At 62.6% G+C, this 16,967-nt stretch carries 17 protein-coding genes; 4 read left to right on the top strand and 13 right to left on the bottom strand.

All coding sequences use genetic code 11. The features are described 5' to 3' along the window. Positions 1-33 precede the first annotated feature (33 nt). Positions 34-543, top strand: a complete 510-nt coding sequence (locus tag ACX93L_RS13975; RefSeq protein ID WP_459405822.1) for a DinB family protein — start codon at positions 34-36, stop codon at positions 541-543. A gap of 132 nt (positions 544-675) precedes the next feature. Here ACX93L_RS13975 and ACX93L_RS13970 read toward each other — a convergent pair whose 3' ends face one another. The 6 genes from ACX93L_RS13970 to ACX93L_RS13945 form a co-directional block, all read right to left on the bottom strand. Next, positions 676-1,932, bottom strand: coding sequence for a putative Na+/H+ antiporter (locus tag ACX93L_RS13970; RefSeq protein WP_459405432.1), 1,257 nt, complete (start codon positions 1,930-1,932; stop codon positions 676-678). A gap of 165 nt (positions 1,933-2,097) precedes the next feature. Further along, on the bottom strand, positions 2,098-3,123 hold the full coding sequence (gene dmpG / locus ACX93L_RS13965; protein WP_459405431.1) for a 4-hydroxy-2-oxovalerate aldolase: 1,026 nt from the start codon (positions 3,121-3,123) through the stop codon (positions 2,098-2,100). 10 nt (positions 3,124-3,133) lie between these two features. Beyond that, positions 3,134-4,045, bottom strand: coding sequence for an acetaldehyde dehydrogenase (acetylating) (locus ACX93L_RS13960; protein ID WP_459405430.1), 912 nt, complete (start codon positions 4,043-4,045; stop codon positions 3,134-3,136). Positions 4,046-4,062: 17 nt separating this feature from the next. Then, positions 4,063-5,346 carry a TRAP transporter large permease gene (locus ACX93L_RS13955; protein ID WP_459405429.1) on the bottom strand — a complete coding sequence of 428 codons (1,284 nt, stop codon included), beginning with the start codon at positions 5,344-5,346 and terminating at the stop codon, positions 4,063-4,065. Continuing rightward, positions 5,343-5,825, bottom strand: a complete 483-nt coding sequence (locus ACX93L_RS13950) for a TRAP transporter small permease (protein WP_459405428.1) — start codon at positions 5,823-5,825, stop codon at positions 5,343-5,345. The genes ACX93L_RS13955 and ACX93L_RS13950 overlap by 4 nt, the downstream gene beginning before the upstream one ends. 126 nt (positions 5,826-5,951) lie before the next feature. Beyond that, the gene (locus ACX93L_RS13945) at positions 5,952-6,959 is read right to left on the bottom strand and encodes a TRAP transporter substrate-binding protein (protein ID WP_459405427.1); all 1,008 of its coding nucleotides are present in this window, start codon (positions 6,957-6,959) and stop codon (positions 5,952-5,954) included. A gap of 213 nt (positions 6,960-7,172) precedes the next feature. Here ACX93L_RS13945 and ACX93L_RS13940 point away from each other — a divergent pair, with 213 nt between their 5' ends. Further along, positions 7,173-8,576 (top strand): FAD-binding oxidoreductase, encoded by a 1,404-nt coding sequence (locus tag ACX93L_RS13940; protein ID WP_459405426.1) that lies wholly within the window; start codon positions 7,173-7,175, stop codon positions 8,574-8,576. Positions 8,577-8,679: 103 nt separating this feature from the next. Here ACX93L_RS13940 and ACX93L_RS13935 read toward each other — a convergent pair whose 3' ends face one another. Then, entirely contained in the window at positions 8,680-9,468 is a 789-nt protein-coding gene (locus tag ACX93L_RS13935) for an IclR family transcriptional regulator (RefSeq protein WP_459405425.1), read from the bottom strand. Between the two features lie 220 nt (positions 9,469-9,688). Between ACX93L_RS13935 and ACX93L_RS13930 the strand changes: the two genes are divergently transcribed. Continuing rightward, positions 9,689-10,174: a hypothetical protein gene (locus tag ACX93L_RS13930; RefSeq protein ID WP_459405424.1), complete on the top strand. Its 486-nt coding sequence runs from the start codon at positions 9,689-9,691 to the stop codon at positions 10,172-10,174. A 28-nt stretch (positions 10,175-10,202) separates the two neighbouring features. On the opposite strand, the gene ACX93L_RS13925 is transcribed toward ACX93L_RS13930, so the two are convergent. From ACX93L_RS13925 to ACX93L_RS13900, 6 genes are read right to left on the bottom strand one after another with little or no spacing between them, the layout of a single operon-like run. After that, positions 10,203-11,003: a M55 family metallopeptidase gene (locus ACX93L_RS13925; RefSeq protein ID WP_459405423.1), complete on the bottom strand. Its 801-nt coding sequence runs from the start codon at positions 11,001-11,003 to the stop codon at positions 10,203-10,205. Next, positions 11,000-12,037, bottom strand: a complete 1,038-nt coding sequence (locus ACX93L_RS13920) for a DmpA family aminopeptidase (RefSeq protein ID WP_459405422.1) — start codon at positions 12,035-12,037, stop codon at positions 11,000-11,002. Before ACX93L_RS13920 ends, ACX93L_RS13925 begins: the two co-directional genes overlap by 4 nt. A 17-nt stretch (positions 12,038-12,054) precedes the next feature. Continuing rightward, positions 12,055-12,798 (bottom strand): amino acid ABC transporter ATP-binding protein, encoded by a 744-nt coding sequence (locus ACX93L_RS13915; protein ID WP_459405421.1) that lies wholly within the window; start codon positions 12,796-12,798, stop codon positions 12,055-12,057. Positions 12,799-12,803: 5 nt separating this feature from the next. After that, positions 12,804-13,919, bottom strand: coding sequence for an amino acid ABC transporter permease (locus ACX93L_RS13910; RefSeq protein ID WP_459405420.1), 1,116 nt, complete (start codon positions 13,917-13,919; stop codon positions 12,804-12,806). A 4-nt stretch (positions 13,920-13,923) separates the two neighbouring features. Next, entirely contained in the window at positions 13,924-14,769 is an 846-nt protein-coding gene (locus ACX93L_RS13905; RefSeq protein WP_459405419.1) for an ABC transporter substrate-binding protein, read from the bottom strand. Between the two features lie 49 nt (positions 14,770-14,818). Then, entirely contained in the window at positions 14,819-15,682 is an 864-nt protein-coding gene (locus ACX93L_RS13900; RefSeq protein WP_459405418.1) for a D-amino-acid transaminase, read from the bottom strand. Positions 15,683-15,863: 181 nt separating this feature from the next. Between ACX93L_RS13900 and ACX93L_RS13895 the strand changes: the two genes are divergently transcribed. Next, positions 15,864-16,829, top strand: coding sequence for a LysR family transcriptional regulator (locus tag ACX93L_RS13895; protein WP_459405417.1), 966 nt, complete (start codon positions 15,864-15,866; stop codon positions 16,827-16,829). The last annotated feature ends 138 nt before the right edge of the window (positions 16,830-16,967 follow it).

Here is a 16,967-nt window from a genome sequence, read left to right as displayed (position 1 = left end):
GCATGCCGGCAGCCCCCTTTCGGAGACAACATGATGCGTCCGCATTTCCAGATGTTCGCCGCTTATAACCGTTGGGCCAACAGTCTGCTCTACGAAGCGGCCGGCCAACTCGACGAGGACGAACTGCACCGCGACACAGGCGGCTTCTTCGGTTCGCTGTTCGGGACGTTAAGCCACATCCTCGTCGCCGACCGGATCTGGATGCGGCGCTTTACCGGTGAGGGCCCGACCTACTCCGCACTCAACGTCCGGCCCTACGACACCCTGGCGGATCTTGCCACCGCCCGCGCCGCGGAAGACGAGCGGATCGCCGGCTGGATCGACACGCTGACCGACGAGAAGCTGAACGCGACGTTCTCCTATGTTCCGGTGAGTAATCCCGTTCCAATAAGCCACCGGCTTTCGCCGGCGCTCTCCCATTTCTTCAACCACCAGACCCACCATCGTGGTCAGGCGCATATGTGCCTAACGACTTTGGGCAAGCCAAGTATAAGCCTAGACATGATTTATTTCCTTCGCACCGCGGGCATAGCTTGGCTCTAGCACCTCGCCACTGGCGCACTCTTGTAACGCTGACCTTGCCCCCAACTCTTATCCAGTTATGAGTTTGCTCCGGCGGTTTGTTGACGGGCACCCCCGTCTTTCAATGCCAATGCAACGCAGACAGCATCCGTTTCAGAGAAACCAGAAGACGACAATGGCCACCAGCGTTGGCGGTGTTGCGGCTGCCAGCAGGCCGAACGGGTTGACCGTATCGTCCTGGAAGTGACTTTTCAGGATCGAAAGTCCGGCAGGGTTGGGTGCATTCGCGATAACGGTCAAACCTCCGCCAGTTACCGCACCGGCAACAAGCGCGTACTTGAACTCATCCGTCAGCCCCTCCACCAGCGAGCCGAGATAGGTAAGCGCCGCATTGTCGGTGACTGCAGTCAGCGCCGTCGCACCGAAATAGATCGCGTCGGAATTCATGCTCATCAACAGCGGCTGCAGCCACCATTGCTGCTGTCCACCAAGCACCACCAGCCCGGCGAGAAAAAACGCGACGAGCAGTCCCTCGCGCAGCATCAGACGGTCCTGATGGGCACGATAGGCCTGGGCGACACCGAGGAAGAACAGGAAGAGTGCGAGGAAGACCGCCGTATGGTGCGAGAACGCCACGACCAACGCGAGGAAGGCGAGATGGACCGCGATCAACGGCATCGGTACGCGATTGACCACCGTTTCCGACCCCGATGGCAGGGCGGAAAGCTCCTTGCGGAACAGAAAGGCGAGAAGTCCGGCATTGACCGCCGTCGCTAGCGCCGAACGCCAGCCGAAGGTCTCCAGCATGAACGGCATGTCCCAGTTCCATTTGCCGGCGACCATCAGGATCGGCGGAGCGGCAAAGGGCGTCAGCGTGCCGCCGATCGAAACGTTGACGAAAAGGACGGCAAGGGCCGCATATTTCAGCCGAGGCGAGATGCCGCGCGAAAACGTGCCGGCGGAAAGGATCATCGCGCCGACGGTCATCGCGGCCGGTTCGGTGATGAAGGAGCCGAGAAGCGGCACGACGAACAGCACGGTGAAGAAGGAGGCGATCTGCGGACGCACCGGCAGGATAGAGGCGATGGCCTTGACCACCGCCTGGCTGAACTGCAGCACCGGCCGCGTCGCAGCAATCACCATGATTGCGAAGACGAACATGGGTTCGGCGAAGTTTCGCCCGTCGAGATAGTGGGTGGCGGTTTCAGAACCCTCGATGGCGAACATGAAGAGCATCATCACCATCGCCCAGAAGCCAAAGACAACCTCGACCTCTGCCAGGAGGTGCCAGACACCGCCATGGCGGGGATCGCTATGGGCGAGCCGTTCGAACAGTTTGACCGAGAAGGTATGCAGAATGGCGACTGCAAACAACGCTGCGGCGATCAACTGGATCGTGGTTGGGGACAATATCCTGCTCCGTTTCCCTGAGGCCGAAAGCCTCGCGGTGTTCCAAAACCTTCGTGCGCTGCCGGCGATTGCGGCTGGTGGAAGTCATAGTTTTCTGATGCGCACTCCGCAACGGCATCACCGTCACGAAGTGCGATATCCGGTCCTACTCAGGCTGATCGACAATTAGGCCTGGGTGGCGCGTGACATGGTCAGCGCCAGGTCCTCGATCATGTCTTCCTGACCGCCGACCATGCCGCGGCGGCCGAGTTCCAGGAGCAGATCGCGGGCAGGAACACCGTAACGCTTCTCGGCGCGCTCTGCGAACAGCAGGAACGACGAGTAGACGCCGGCATAGCCGAGAACCAGAGAGCCGCGGTCGACACGGATCGGACGGTCCATCATCGGCACGACCAGATCCTCGGCGGCGTCCATGATCTTGAAGAGGTCGACGCCGGTGATGGCGCCCATACGCTCGAACACCGCGACCAGCAGTTCGGTCGCGGCATTGCCGGCACCGGCGCCAAGGCCTGCGATCGCGCCGTCGATACGGTTTGCGCCCGCGGCAACGGCAGCCACGGAGTTGGCAATGCCCATCCCGAGGTTGTGGTGACCGTGAAAGCCGAGTTCCGTCTCCGGCTTGAGCGCTGCGCGGATTGCGGTAATGCGAGCGGTTACGTCATCGGGCAGCATGTGGCCGGCCGAGTCGGTGCAATAGACACAGTTCGCGCCATAGCTCTCCATCAGAAGTGCCTGCTCGACCAGCTTTTCGGGACCGGCGCGGTGCGACATCATCAGGAAGCCGACGGTATCGAGGCCGGTCTTGGCGGCGTAGGTGATGTGCTGTTCGGCGCAATCGGCCTCGGTGCAGTGGGTCGCGACGCGCACGCCGGAGATGCCGCAATCCATGGCGCGCTTCAGGGTGTCCACGGTGCCGATGCCGGGCAGGAGAAGCGCCGAAACCTTGGCCTTCTTCATGTGCGGGATGACGGCCGAGAGGTATTCCTCGTCGGTTGCCGCCGAGAAGCCGTAGTTCACGGAAGCACCGCCCAGCCCGTCGCCATGGGTCACCTCGATCCAGGGCATGCCGGCTTCGTCGGCTGCCTTGGCGATCTCGACCATCTGCTCGATGGAAATCTGGTGGCGCTTGGCATGCATGCCGTCGCGCAGGCTCATCTCGTGAAGGGTGATCTTGCGTCCTTCAATGCTCATTTCAATCTCCTCAGCCGCGTGCCGGCAGGGTGAAGACGCCGTTGACGGCTTCTTCCGCGAAAAGTTCGGCGGTGCGCAGGGCTGCCGCCGTCATGATGTCGAGATTGCCGGCATATTTCGGCAGGAAGTCGCCAAGACCTTCAACCTCGAGGTAGATCGATACGCGGTTTCCGTCGAAGACCGGGCCGTTCACCACCTTGTAGCCGGGCACGTATTTCTGCACCTCGGCGGCCATGGCCTTCACGCTCTCGGTGATTGCGGCCTGATCCGGTTCGCCTTCCGTCAGCACATGCACGGTGTCGCGCATCAAGAGCGGCGGTTCTGCCGGATTGACGATGATGATCGCCTTGCCGCGCTTTGCGCCGCCGACCTTCTCGATGGCATGCGCCGTGGTGCGGGTGAACTCGTCGATGTTCTTGCGGGTGCCCGGGCCGACCGAACGGGAGGAAACGGCGGCGATGATCTCGCCATATTCCACCGGCTGCACGCGGGAGACCGCAGCCACCATCGGAATGGTGGCCTGTCCGCCGCAGGTGACCATGTTGACGTTCATCTCGAGACGCTTGGCATGATCGGCAAGGTTGACCGGCGGGATGCAGAACGGGCCGATGGCGGCAGGTGTCAGATCCACCATGATGACGCCGAGCTCGTTGAGCTTGCGGGAGTTTTCCGCATGGGCATAGGCGGAGGTGGCATCGAAGGCGACGCGGATGTCGTCGGCGATGACGTGATCCAGTACCCCGTCAACGCCGGTCGCGCAGGTTTTGATGCCCATTTCGGCCGCCCGCTTCAGACCTTCCGAAGCAGGGTCGATACCGACCATCCAGGCCGGCTCCACCCATTGCGAGCGCTGCATCTTCATCAGCAGGTCGGTGCCGATATTGCCCGGACCGATGATGACCGCCCTGAGTTTCTTGCTCATATTGCGTATCCTTTACATTACATTCCGAAGAGGGCCGGCAGCGCCAGCGAAAGCGCGGGCACATAGGTGATGACCATCAGCACGGCGATCATCACGACCATCGGGGTGATTGCGCCCTTCACCACCGTCTCGAGCGAGAGGCCGGAGACGCGCGAGGCGACGAACAGGTTCACGCCGACGGGTGGCGTCACCATGCCGATCGCCAGATTGACGATCATGACGATGCCGAAGTGTTCTGCGCTCACCCCGAGAGCCGTCACCAGCGGAAGCAGGATCGGGGTCAGGATGATGATCGCGGCAATGGTCTCCATGAAGGTGCCGACGACCAGCAGGATCACGTTGATAGCGAGCAGCAGCAACCATGCCTGATCCACCGCCGAAGTGATGGCGTTTGCCAGCATTACCGGCACGCCTTCGATGGCGAGCGCGCGGCCGAAGATGGTGGCCGTGCCGACGATCAGCATGATGGTGGCCGAGGTCAGGCCGGAGCCGGCGAAGATCTTGTAGAGATCCTTGAGGCTCAGTTCCTTGTAGACGAAGGTGCCGACCACGAAGCCGTAGATCACGCCGACGGCGGCAGCTTCCGTGGGGGTGAAGATACCACCATAGATGCCGCCGAGAATGATGACCGGCACCATGAGCGCCCACTTGGCATCATTGAGGACGTCCAACATCTCGCGGCCGGAGGGGCGGTAGTCGCCCGGCTTCTGACCATCGCGCCTCGACTGCCACCAGGCATAGGCGATGAGCGCGAAGCCGATCAGCAGGCCCGGCACCACGCCGCCCATGAACATCTTGGAAACCGAGACATTGGCGGAAGTGGCGTAGATGACCATCGGGATCGACGGCGGGATGATGACGCCGAGCGAACCCGAGCAGGAAATGAGGCCGGAGGAGAAACCCGGCTTGTAGCCGTCCTTGGCCATGGCTGGCAGCAGGATGGTGCCCACGGCCGCAACCGTCGCTGGGCCGGAGCCGGAAATTGCGGCGAAGAAGATGCACGTGACGACCGCGATGATCGCCATGCCGCCCGTATAGCGGCCGAAGAACATGCGCCCGACATTGATGAGACGCTGCGACAGGCCGCCCTGCCCCATGAGATCGCCGGCGAGAATGAAGAACGGGACGGCCATCAACGGGAAGCTGTCGATCGAGGTCACGAGGCCCTGAGGAACATAAGAGCCGGAAACCTTGCCCGACACGATAAGCGCCAGCGTCGAGGCGATACCCAGCGAGATGGCAATCGGAACGGAAAACAGCAGCAGGACAGCGAGGAGACCGAAGAGAATGAGCGAGATCATTGGGCTACTCCTTCCCGGTCGCCGCGCAGGTCGAGCACAATGGCCTGCAGCAGGCGAAGGACCACCAGCAGGAAGCCGGTGAAGGGCGCCAGATAGATGATGCCCATCGGAATGCCGAGGGAGGCGGACTTCTGGCCGAAGCGGAAGGTCTTCTCGACCATGAACCAGCCCTGATACATGACGAACAGCGCGAAGGCGCCGAAGACCACATGCGTCAGTACCCGGACGTAGATCTGGCCGGTGCGCGACAGGAGATCGGTGCCCATGGTGACGCGGATATGGGCGTCCTTGCGAACTGCATAGGCGACGCCGACATAGGTCGCCCAGATGAAGAAGTAGCGTGACAGCTCTTCCGACCAGGAAAGCGAAGCGCCCATCACGTAACGCATGAAGATCTGCACTCCGATCAGGATCGACATCAGAGCCATCAGGGCTACGACGATCGCTTCCTCGAAGTGCTCATCGATGAGTTTGAGCATGTGTCTCTCCCGCGCCACGCGGGGACCGGCCCCGGGCGCTGCCTGACGCATTAACGGTCAGTTGGTTTGTTCGAATTGGATTGCCCGGCGATCATTGCTCGCCGGGCGTCTCGATTTCCGGGTGCTTTACTGCGCTGCCGCAGCCAGCAGGCGGTCTACCAGATCGGTGCCGGCCTTCTGCTTCACCAGCTCGACGATCGGGGCGGCCTTATCCGAGAAGGCCTTCAGTTCTTCCGGGGTCAGAGTCGTGAACTTGACCTCGGTCATGGCTGCTTCAGCCTTGTCGTCGGCTTCTTTAGCGAGGCCGCGCTGGTAGGCGGTGGCATCCTTGACGGCCTGGTCGAAGATCGCGCGATCCTCGGCGCTCAGGCTCGCGAGCTTGTCCGGATTGGCGAGCAGCGGCCACGGCGAGTAGATATGGTTGGTCTTCGAGATGTATTTCTGCACCTCGTTGAACTTCATGTCGTAGAACAGATTGATCGGACCTTCCTGCGCATCGAAGGTGCCCTGCTGGAGCGCGGTGAACAACTCGTTGAAGGCGAGCGGAGCCGGGTTTGCGCCTTCGGCGCGCCATGCCGCGATGTGCACCTCGTTTTCCATGGTGCGCATCTTCAGGCCAGCGAGGTCATCCGGGGACCGGATTTCCTTCTTGTTGTTGGTCAGCTGGCGGAAGCCATTCTCCCAATAGGCGAGGCCAACCATGCCCTTGTCGTCGAGCGACTTCAGGATCTCTTGGCCGACTTCGCCGTCCAACACCTTGTAAGCCTGCTCGCGGTCCTTGAACAGGAAGGGAACGTCGAAGGCGAAGAACTGCGGGGCGAACGAGGCGACCGGAGCCGAGGAGACGAAGGTCAGATCGACATTTCCGAACTGGATGTTTTCAGTCAGTTCCCGTTCGCCGCCAAGCTGCGAGTTCGGGAAGATCTCGAGGCCGATGCGGCCGCCGGACTTTTCGCGCAGTTCCTTGTCGAGGAATTCAAAGGCCTTGTGGCCGGTCGAGCTCGGCGCCGAGGCGTGGGCGGCGCGGAAGACGATTTCAGGCTCGGCCTGTGCGGCGGAGCCATACGAAGCGGCCACGGCAAAGGCGGCAACAAAACCTGCGCGCAGAACCTGCACGGAATTCATAAGTGACATGTCTGTCCTCCCAATGGTGCGGAAAACCCGATCGGTTTCCGGTTTTTCAGCCGGGCACTTCAAAAGTGAAGCTGGACGCAAGGCTGATGCCCGCGCTCCTCCCCAGCACCGCGAAATAAACAGACGCAGATTTTTTTGTCAAATAGTAAAATCAGTTTGCAATATGTGCAAATTTTCGTCAGTAGATCGCGAAAAGCAGACTGGGAGGACACGATGCAATCCGAAAACCCGAAAGCAGCACTCATTGCGGCCCTTCAGAAGGCCCTTGGCGCAAGCAACCTGAAAGTCGGCGGAGACGTACCGGAAGCGGCTCTTCGCGACTGGAGCGACGAGCAGGGCGGCGTGCCCTTGGCGCTGGCGACGCCGCGCGATACTGCGGCAGTTGCCGCCGTGCTGAAGCTCTGCCACGAGTTCTCGACGCCTGTCGTACCGCAGGGCGGCCGGTCGGGTCTTGCCGGTGGTGCCGTGCCGAGCGAGGGCGCGGTTCTGCTGTCGCTGGCCGGTCTCGACAGCATCGAGGAAATCGACACGGGCTCCGGCCTGATGGTGGTCGGCGCCGGCTGTGTTCTCCAGCGAATCCAGGAAGCTGCACTTGAGGCAGGCTTCTCCTTTCCTCTCGATCTCGGCGCGCGCGGTTCCTGCCAGATCGGCGGCAACATCGCCACCAATGCCGGTGGCAACCGCGTCATCCGCTACGGCATGACGCGCGATCTCGTCCTCGGCCTCGAGGTCGTGCTGGCGGACGGCACGATCCTTTCCATGATGAACCGCATGCCGAAGAACAATGCGGCGCTTGACCTGAAGCATCTCTTCATCGGTTCGGAAGGCACGCTCGGCGTCATCACCAGGGCGGTACTGAAACTGCATCCGGGCGTGGGCGGGGCGAATGCGGCGCTGGTGGCCGTGCCCGATTTCCAGGCGGCGGCAGGCCTTCTCCGTCATGCCCAGCGCACGCTTTCGGGCCGCACCACGGCATTCGAATTGATGTGGAACGACTACTATCAGGCGGTTCTGGCCGAGACAGGACAACGGGCGCCGGTTGCGCCGGATCATCCCATCTATGCGCTGGTCGAGATGCAGGGTGCCGATCCGGACGGCGAACGCCCGGCCTTCGAAGGCATGCTCGAATCCGCATTCGAGGCCGGGCTGATATCAGATGCTGCGGTTGCCCAGTCGCAGCGCGAGGTGGAGACCTTCTGGTCTTTGCGGGACGGCATCGCCGAGATCCTGTCTCGCCGCGCGCCCACCATCAATTTCGATGTTTCGGTGCCGCTCTCGCGCATAGGAGACTGCGTGGAAGAAATCCGCGCCGCGCTGGCGGCGGCCTTCCCTGCCCTGCAGGTGATCTTCTTCGGCCATGCCGGCGACAGCAATATCCACCTCGTCGCCGGTCCGATTTCGGAGATCGACCCGACCGGCCACCGTATCGAGAAAACCGTCTACGAGATCATCCGTACCTATGGCGGCTCCGTCTCGGCCGAGCACGGTATCGGCCTGCACAAGAAGCCGTGGCTCGCCTACAGTCGCTCGGAAAACGAACTCGCCATGCTGCGACAGCTAAAGGCAAGCCTCGATCCGAAGAACATTCTCAATCCCGGCAAGGTGCTTGAGGGATGACGACCGGCGTTCTGCCGCACCGCCAGCGCGATTAGGGGGCTTGCTCCGTTCGGTGAGCCACGGCCCCGACGAAATGCCGGCCGCCGCGACAGCCGGAACGGCTCTAGCTGGAACGCGCGCCAAGCTCCGACGAAATGGCGCGCGCCACACGCTGCACTTCCGGCACGAGGTCCCGCATGCGGGACGGCGGCATGAATTCGAGTGTGGACGATACGGAAATCGCCGCGACCACTCGCCCGGTCGCGTCATGCAACGGCGCAGCCACGCAGCGTATCGATGGTTGGTCCTCGCCGAGATCGTAGGCATAGCCACCAGCCCGGTAGTTTGACATCTGCACAAGCCAGTCGGCCTCGGTCATGTTGCCCGGCAAGAGCTGATGATCACGCTTGTAAAGCTCGACCAGGACAGCCTCGGGCTGATCCAGCATCAGTGCCTTGCCGACACCGGTCGAGATGACCGGCTTTCGACCGCCAATGCGCGAACTGATCTCGACGGGGCGCGAGCCGCGCAACTTGTCGAGATAGGCCACTTCCCAGCCCTCGCGCTGTGCAAGGTGGACGGTATCGCGCGTGAGCCGCGACAACTCCTCCAGGAACGGTCGCGCCACCTGAACCAGATCGATCCGGGAATAGGCGGAAAAGCCGAGCTCGATAAGGCGCGGCCCGAGCGCGAATTCACGCGCATTATCTGCCTTGAGGAAGCGTCGTTCCAGAAGCACCGAAACGATGCGGTGTACGGTGCTGTAGGTCAGCCCAGTATTGGCAGCAATTTCCTGGATCGTGCGGGGCTTGTCGGCCACCGCATCGAGAATATCGAGCCCGCGCAGCAGAGTTTGGCTACGGGGAGCCTTGTGCTCCTTCTCCTCGTCAAACACATCGATCTTGTCTGCCATTTCAAGCCCCTCGAATCCTTACCCTTCTACCCGGCGGCGAGGAAAGGTTCCAGAGGAACTCGTAAGGTTGGCGATCGCCGGTCAAATCGGACAGGGTCCGCAAAGTCGGTTGGTGCCGAAGACACGTTCGCAAATGACCTCTATGCGATCTGCTGGGCTAGCGTAGAACTCAGGCCGCTCATCCCGAAAGGCCTGGGGATATTGCGAGGCAAGCGGGATCGTGGCCGAGACCATGACCCTGAAGGTCAAATTTGCGGGCGTCAACCAGATCAGCCGCGGCAGAGCCGCTTCAGTGCCTTTCCCTGTGATGACCGGCGCCCGGCAAACGCCGGACCTTCTGCTTGCGCCGCCCTTGCCGTGCCACAGAGGCATCCGCCTGTTCGGCGCCGCGCTTTCGTGGCTTGAACGTTGCCGACACGGAGCAGAACCGCAATCGCGATTGGCGTTCTGGACCGCAAAGCGATCTGTCTTCGTCGCTTTATCATTGAAACAACCCTGCAAAGAGTTGAACGCACGAATGATAGCGGCCAAGCCTATCCTGTGCGCAAGTCAGCGGAGATCGCCCGGCCAAGATCCCGCCTTTCGCCAGATCCTGTTCCGCAAAAGCCGTCCGGGTCGGCCCCCTTTGGGGATTGACGCCGATGCCGGAGGGTCCGACCGGCTGACCAAAAACGCCAACCAGCTGTTTAGCCTTCCCAGGTCATGAGCTCCGCACCAAAGGCGTCTGTCCTTGCTCAGGCGGTGAGAAACCGCAACGCCCGCTGGATCTCGAAAAAATCCGCCGAACGGTAGGCGACGGTTCTCGGGCCGGAAATCTCGGCGCCCGGATACCACGACGCGCGCCAGGCATCGGTCGGATTGGTGAACTCGATCATCACCTCGAAGGGCCCCTGGGGCGGAGCAACGGCCCCCGAGGGCAGTGACGACAATGCGGCAGCGACCCCTTCGCGGATCGCCTCGCAGGCGCGGCTGGGCGCGATCGACAGCGCCGCCCGGCCGAAGCCCTCCAAGGTCTCCACCGTGGCGATGCCCGGGACGAGACGGCGGGCGTCGGCGCAGATCTCCGCGTCACCCGACAGGAATACCGAAGGCACACCATGGCGCCGCGCGCAAAGCGCATTCACGGTGAATTCCGAGGCAACCTCACCATTCAGCAGAAGCCGCGAAATGCGCAGCGTCGTCGTATGCGCCAGGGGATTGGCCTCCGATCCGGCCTTGGCGTGGTAACCGGTATAGAGCGCGGCCGCGAATTCCGGACCGAGGCCGAACATCATCCCGTCCGGGTGACCGGACCAGCCGCGCATGATGCGCACATAGTCGGGCAGGCGTTCGACGATGATGTTGCGGCCGCTGTCATGCGCGTCCTTGATCACGACCTCGGACGCCCCAGCCGACCGTGCGCCCTCGCAGGCGGCCAGAACCTCATTGGTCATCAGGCGGCGGAACTCGGCATAATCGGCGTGGGTGCGCTCGGCCTCGTCCCAATGGGCGATACCAGCCGTTCCCTCGATGTCGGCGGACAGAAATACCTTCACGATGCGTTCTCCTTCGCCCAATCCGCCAGCGACGGATAGCGTTTTCCCGTGCGTCCGGTCTCCGCTGGCGCGGCGCAAAGCGCGTTCAGCACCGCCTCCTGCGTCGCCTCTGCCGCAGCCCTAAAGGGCAGGTCGATCAGATTGTCGTCGATCGCCGTGATCGAGCGCAAGGCCGGCCCATCGTGAGCCACCGGATCGGCGGTGGTGAAGGCGAGAACGATGTCGCCCGACCCGTGCCCCCAGAAGGCGCCAAGCCGGGCCAGACCGGCACCGGCGCGCCGGGCCACGCGCTGCAATTGCCGATCGGACAACGGCAGATCGGTCGCCAGAACGACGATAACCGATCCCTTCTCCGCGCGGCTGACCTCACGCGGATCGGGACGTCGCCCGTCCGGCAGGACCAGATCGCCTGCCCGACCGAAGTTGGCGAGCACCAGCGCCCCGAGGGTGAAGTCCCGCGCGGCCAGATGCATGAGCCGGGACGCGCTGCCAATACCGGCCTTGAACCCGAACGCGGTCATGCCTCGCCCGGCCCCGATAGCGCCCTGCTCGACCGGGCCGTCATGCGCCGCGGAAAGCGCAGCGAGCGCGTCGTCGGGCTGCACCGACAGCGCCTGGATATCGTTGATCTGGCCGTCATTGCACTCGCAGACGACCGGATTGACCGTCGAGGTTTCACGACCGATGGCCGGATTGTCGGCGATCGCCCGGCGGATCAGAGCCTCGCTGCAGGCAGCCACGCCAAAGGTGTTGGTCAGAAGGATCGGCGTTTCGATGGTGCCGAGTTCGGCGACCTGCACCAGGCCTGCCGACTTGCCGAAACCGTTGATCACTTCGGCAGCCGCCCGCACCTTCTCGCGGAAGAGATCGCCGCCATGCGGGATCACTGCCGTCACCCCGGTCGCCAGCCCGTCGCCCGAGAGCGTGCGATGTCCGACGCGCACGCCCGGCACGTCGGTGATCGCATTGTGTTTGCCGGGCTTGAGGCTGTTCTTGCCATCCGCCCATAGTCCCAGCGCGCGCGCTGTCGTCATCCGCCGTACTCCTTCACTTACAACCGCCCGGCCTTTTTGAGGCTGCGCAGGAAAGCCTGCGTGCGCTCGCCTTGCGGATCGCCGAAGATCTGGGCCGGCGGCCCCTGCTCATAGACCTTGCCGGCCTGCAGGAAGCAGACGCGATTGGCCACCTCGCGGGCAAAGCCCATCTCGTGTGTCGCAAGCAGCATGGTCATGCCACCTTGCGCAAGGTCTCTTACGATATCGAGCACCTCCGACACCAGTTCCGGATCGAGCGCCGAGGTGATTTCATCGAGGAGAAGCACCATCGGGTTCATCATCAGCGCCCGCACGATCGCCACCCGCTGCTGCTGCCCGCCGGACAACCGATCCGGATAATCGCCAGCCTTGTGCGCTAGGCCGATCCGCTCGAGGAAAGCCATCGCTTTCTCCTCTGCCTCGCGCCTGGGCATGCCCAGGACCTTGGTCGGTGCCAGCATGGTATTTTCCAGCACCGTCATATGCGGGAAGAGATTATAGCCCTGAAACACGATGCCGATGTCGCGCCGCAGCCGGTCGAGATCGACACCAGGCCCGGTGATGCGGTCGCCGTGAATGCGGATCTCGCCCGATGCGATCTCCTCGAGCCGGTTGATGCAGCGCAGCAGCGTGGACTTGCCGCAACCGGAGGGGCCAATCAGGCAGATTACTTCGTGCTCTTCCACACTCAGCGAAAGGTCCGAGATAACCTCAAGCGTCCCGTAGCGCTTGATGATGTGATCGATTTCCAGAATTGCCATGGATTTCAGCCCCCTGCCCGCATACGGCGGCGGTCGCGGTCGATCAGCTTGTCGACCAGGCGGGCCTGCGGAATGGTGATAACGATGAAGAGGATCGCAACGGTGGTCACGGCCGACAGGTTGAAGTTGTTCGCGGCGATGATCTTCGACTGGTTGAAGGCATCGATCGTGCCGATGATGGCCACCAGCGCCGTGTCCTTCTGCAGGCTGATGCAGTTGTTCATCAGCGGCGGCACGATGTTTCGCACGGCCAGCGGCACGACGACGTAACGCATGGTCTTGGCGTGGCTGAGGCCGAGCGAGCGGGCGGCGGCAATCTGGCTGTGGTGCACGCCTTCAATGCCGGCGCGATAGACCTCGGACGTATAGGCGCCGTAGGTGAGCGTCAGCGCGATGATCGCGTAGGACGTCGAGGACAGATCGGAGATGTAAGGCAGATCGGTCAGCGGCAGGCCGAAGCCGATCAGATAGATGGTGATGATCGCCGGAAGCCCACGGAACAGGTCGCCGTAGGCAATGGCAAGAAAGCGCAAGGGGCGGCCGGCCGGACCCGGCAGGGTCCGCGCGATGGCAACCAGCAGAGACCAGATCAGGATCAGCACCGCCGAGCCGGCAAAGATGGTGACATTGGTGCCGAAGGCTTGAATCACCTTCCAGGCGGAGCTCTGGATAAGCGCCAGATCGAAGAAGGTCCGGCTGACCGCAGCGTTGTTGACGGCCATGAACCAGGCAAGCGCCGTGAGGATCAGCAGCGCGCCTGTCCAGGACAGGGCCCGCCACGAGCCGAGCGAGGCTTCGTCGCCGAGCGTACGTGCGACGTGGAGATCCACACTTTTCGAGGCCCTGAGCGATCGTGAAAAGGCGCGCCCTGCAGTCAGAAGCACGAAAGCGGCAGCGGCCGAGGCGAGCAAACCGGGCATGGCGGCAGCGATCGTCGAGACGCCCTGCGATACCGCGAAGCTTCCCAGGTGCTGTGCCGAAACCGCAACGAGGACGAGGGTCGTAAGGGCGGCCGCGACGGCGAGGCCGGACCGGGTACGATGGGTCCGCGCAGCGCTCCGGGCACGCCGCGTGGCGTGCCCGGTCTCGCTGCCGGTTTCAGACAGGAGAGACTTCGTCATCGGCTCAGTTTTTCCAGACCGGAACGTCGGCCGGGGTTACGCCGCCCCAGGCCGGTGCGAGATACTCGCTCTCCAACGACTTCAACGTGCCGTCGGCGGCCATGTCGGCGATGATCTTGTCAATGACCGGCTTCTGGGCATAGCCCTTGGGATAGATGCCGGCGGTGTCACGCCCGCTCGGATACTGGCCGACCACTTTCAATTTGCCACCGGAGTTGGCCACCTGGCCGAGAATGACGGAGATGTCGGTCATGACGACGTCGACATTGCCGGCTGCTAGCGCGGTAAACATGGCCCCGGTATCGTCAAAGACGGACAGCGAGGTCTCGGGCAGGCTTTCCTGCGCCCACTGGACCATGATCGTGCCGGCCTGGGTACCGAGCTTGGACGTCTTGATGCCAGCTTCGTCGAGGGCGGAATCCGCGCGCGTGGCAAGGCCGAAGGCACCGCTCGCATAGGGCGTGGAGAAATCGACGACCTTCTTGCGCGGCTCGGTGACGGAAATCAGCGCAAGCGCGATATCGAAGTCCTTGTTCTGGCCGGCGACGATGGAATCGAACGAGGCATTCTTCAGGACGACCTTGTCGATGCCGAGCCGGTAGGCGATGTTGACCGCCATGCAGAATTCGCGGCCGGTGGTGATCGTCTCCGGCGTGTCGCCGTTGAACTCGCCGACGGCCGGCAGGTTGACGATGACGGTGAACTGGCCAGGAACGGCCGTCTCGGCCTTCTCGGTGCCCTGCTTGCCGAAGAGCTTGCAATCGCCATAGCCTTCGCTGGCAAGCGCCGGAGCGGAGAATGCCATGACGGTTCCGAGCGCCAGGCCGAGAAGTTTGGATTGATGGATCATTTCGTTCATTCCTCTGTTGATTTTGCTTCTGCTTTTTGTCGTTTGGCTTCTAGTGGGACGTGGCTTCGATCACTCCTGCGGCTTCGAGGTAATAGGACTGCAACGCGCGGGTGAGAAGTCCCGGCTTGCCGTTGCCGATGACGGTATCGCCGATACGAACGACCGGCGTGACAAGACTGGATGCCGATGTCTGGAAGGCTTCGGCGGCAGCTTCGGCCTCCGCGGGGCTGAACGAGCGTTCCTCGATCATGAGTCCATGGCGCTCGCACAGCTTCAGGAGCGCTTGGCGCGTGCAGCCCGGCAGAATCACCGGAGAATTGCCGCGCGTCAGGATCTTGCCGTCGGAGGTGACAATATAGGCGGTGGAGGATGCGCCTTCGGTGATCTGGCCTTCCTGGGTAAGCCAGACATCGGCAAAGCCTGAAGCCTTGGCCTCGCGCTTGGCCAGGACCTGACCAAGAAGCATCACCGTCTTGATGTCGCGGCGCGCCCAGCGCGGGTCGGGAGCGAGGGCAACCGCGATCCCCTCCTTTTGCGCCTTGGTGGCGACGAGCTGGCGCGCCTGGGTAAAGGCGACGAATGTCGGAACCAGCCCTTCCGGATAAAGAAAATCGCGGTCCGCCTCTCCCCGCGTCGCCTGCAGGTAGACCGTGCCCTCGACAAGACCGTTGCGCGCAATCAGCGCCTGCTGCACCTCCTCGATCGCCTCAAGCGAGGCCGGCAGCGGGATCGCCAGTTCCGCCAGCGATCGCTTGAAGCGGGCAAGGTGGAGGTCGTTGTCGATCAGCCGGCCGCCGATCACCGCGGTCACTTCGTAGACGCCGTCACCGAAGAGGAAACCACGATCGAACAGGCTGACATGCGCCTCTTCCTCCGGGACGAACTGGCCCGCGCAATATACAATCCTGCCCATTTCCTTCACTCCGGTCCGGCAAATCTGTTGTTGGCGGCGACTGTGAGGGGCGCGGGCGGACTTGACCAATTCGGTTTAAACAGAAGATCATGCAAAAAATGCATAATTGCGAAAAATCAAAACCTTAGTTGCTAAATCCGGGGCCAAAAATCTCCCGGACAAAACCCGGAGTGTTGAAAAGATGGAATTGAAATGGCTTGAGGATTTCGTGACGCTCGCCGAAACCTCCAGCTTCTCGCGTTCGGCGGAACTCAGGAACGTCACGCAACCGGCCTTCAGCCGGCGAATCAAGCAACTGGAAGTCTGGCTCGGCGCAGCGCTCATCAACCGGGGAACGATGCCGGCGGAGTTGACGCCGGCCGGACGCAGTTTCCTGCCGCTGGCGCAGGACACGATACGCGCCCTTTATGCGGCGCAGGAAGCGCTGCGGCCGACCTCGGAGTCAGGCATGGCGCGTTTTGCCGCCCTTCACACCCTCACCGTCACTTTCGTGCCGGCATGGCTCCAGCGACTGGAACAGCAGATGCCGGATATCCGCATCAGCCTCATTCCCGACCGCGGCGGTATCGAGGCCAATCTGGCGTCGCTGGTCGATGGCGAGGCAGACTTCTTCCTCACCTATGCCCATCCGCGCGTGCCCTTCCATCTCGACCGGGAGCGCTTCGACCACCTTTCGATTGGTCGTGATCGCCTGGTTCCGGTGGCCGCTCCCCAGGTTAAGCTGCAACGCGAGCGCTGGATGCCGGGCAAAGACCTTCTCGACACCGCAGTGCGCGACGGCATCACGCTTCCCTATCTGAGTTACGGGTTCAGCTCATTCTTCGGCGTGGCGCTCGGCCGTCTCTTTGCCGAGCGGCCGCCGTTTCTCCGCCGCCAGGTGCACGAGAACGCCATCAGCGCCGGCTTGAAGACGGTGGCGCTCACCGGCGCGGGCCTCTGCTGGCTGCCGCTCAGCCTGATCCAGGGCGAACTTCAGTCCGGTCTGCTCGTCGAAGCCTCGACCAATCCCGAATGGGCACTCGACCTCGAAATCCGCCTCTACCGGCACCTTGGCAGCCAGAGCAAGCTGGTGGAGAACGTCTGGAAGTGTACCGAGGCCCTGCTTCGGACGGAGACGACCGCGCCCACCGCGATCAGCACCGGATGAGGTGCAATCGCAAGTGCGATCTGGCGCGAGGCTCGTTGCAGTCCATTCCAAAACTGCCCGGCGACCGTCCGCCGTGCAGCCTCAAAAAATCGGAAGACGCAGATGCGCTAAAATGACGACGAGAAGCCGTTTGATCGC

The sequence above is a fragment of the Rhizobium sp. CAU 1783 genome, assembly GCF_054551725.1.
This window is presented reverse-complemented; position numbering and strand designations above follow the sequence as displayed.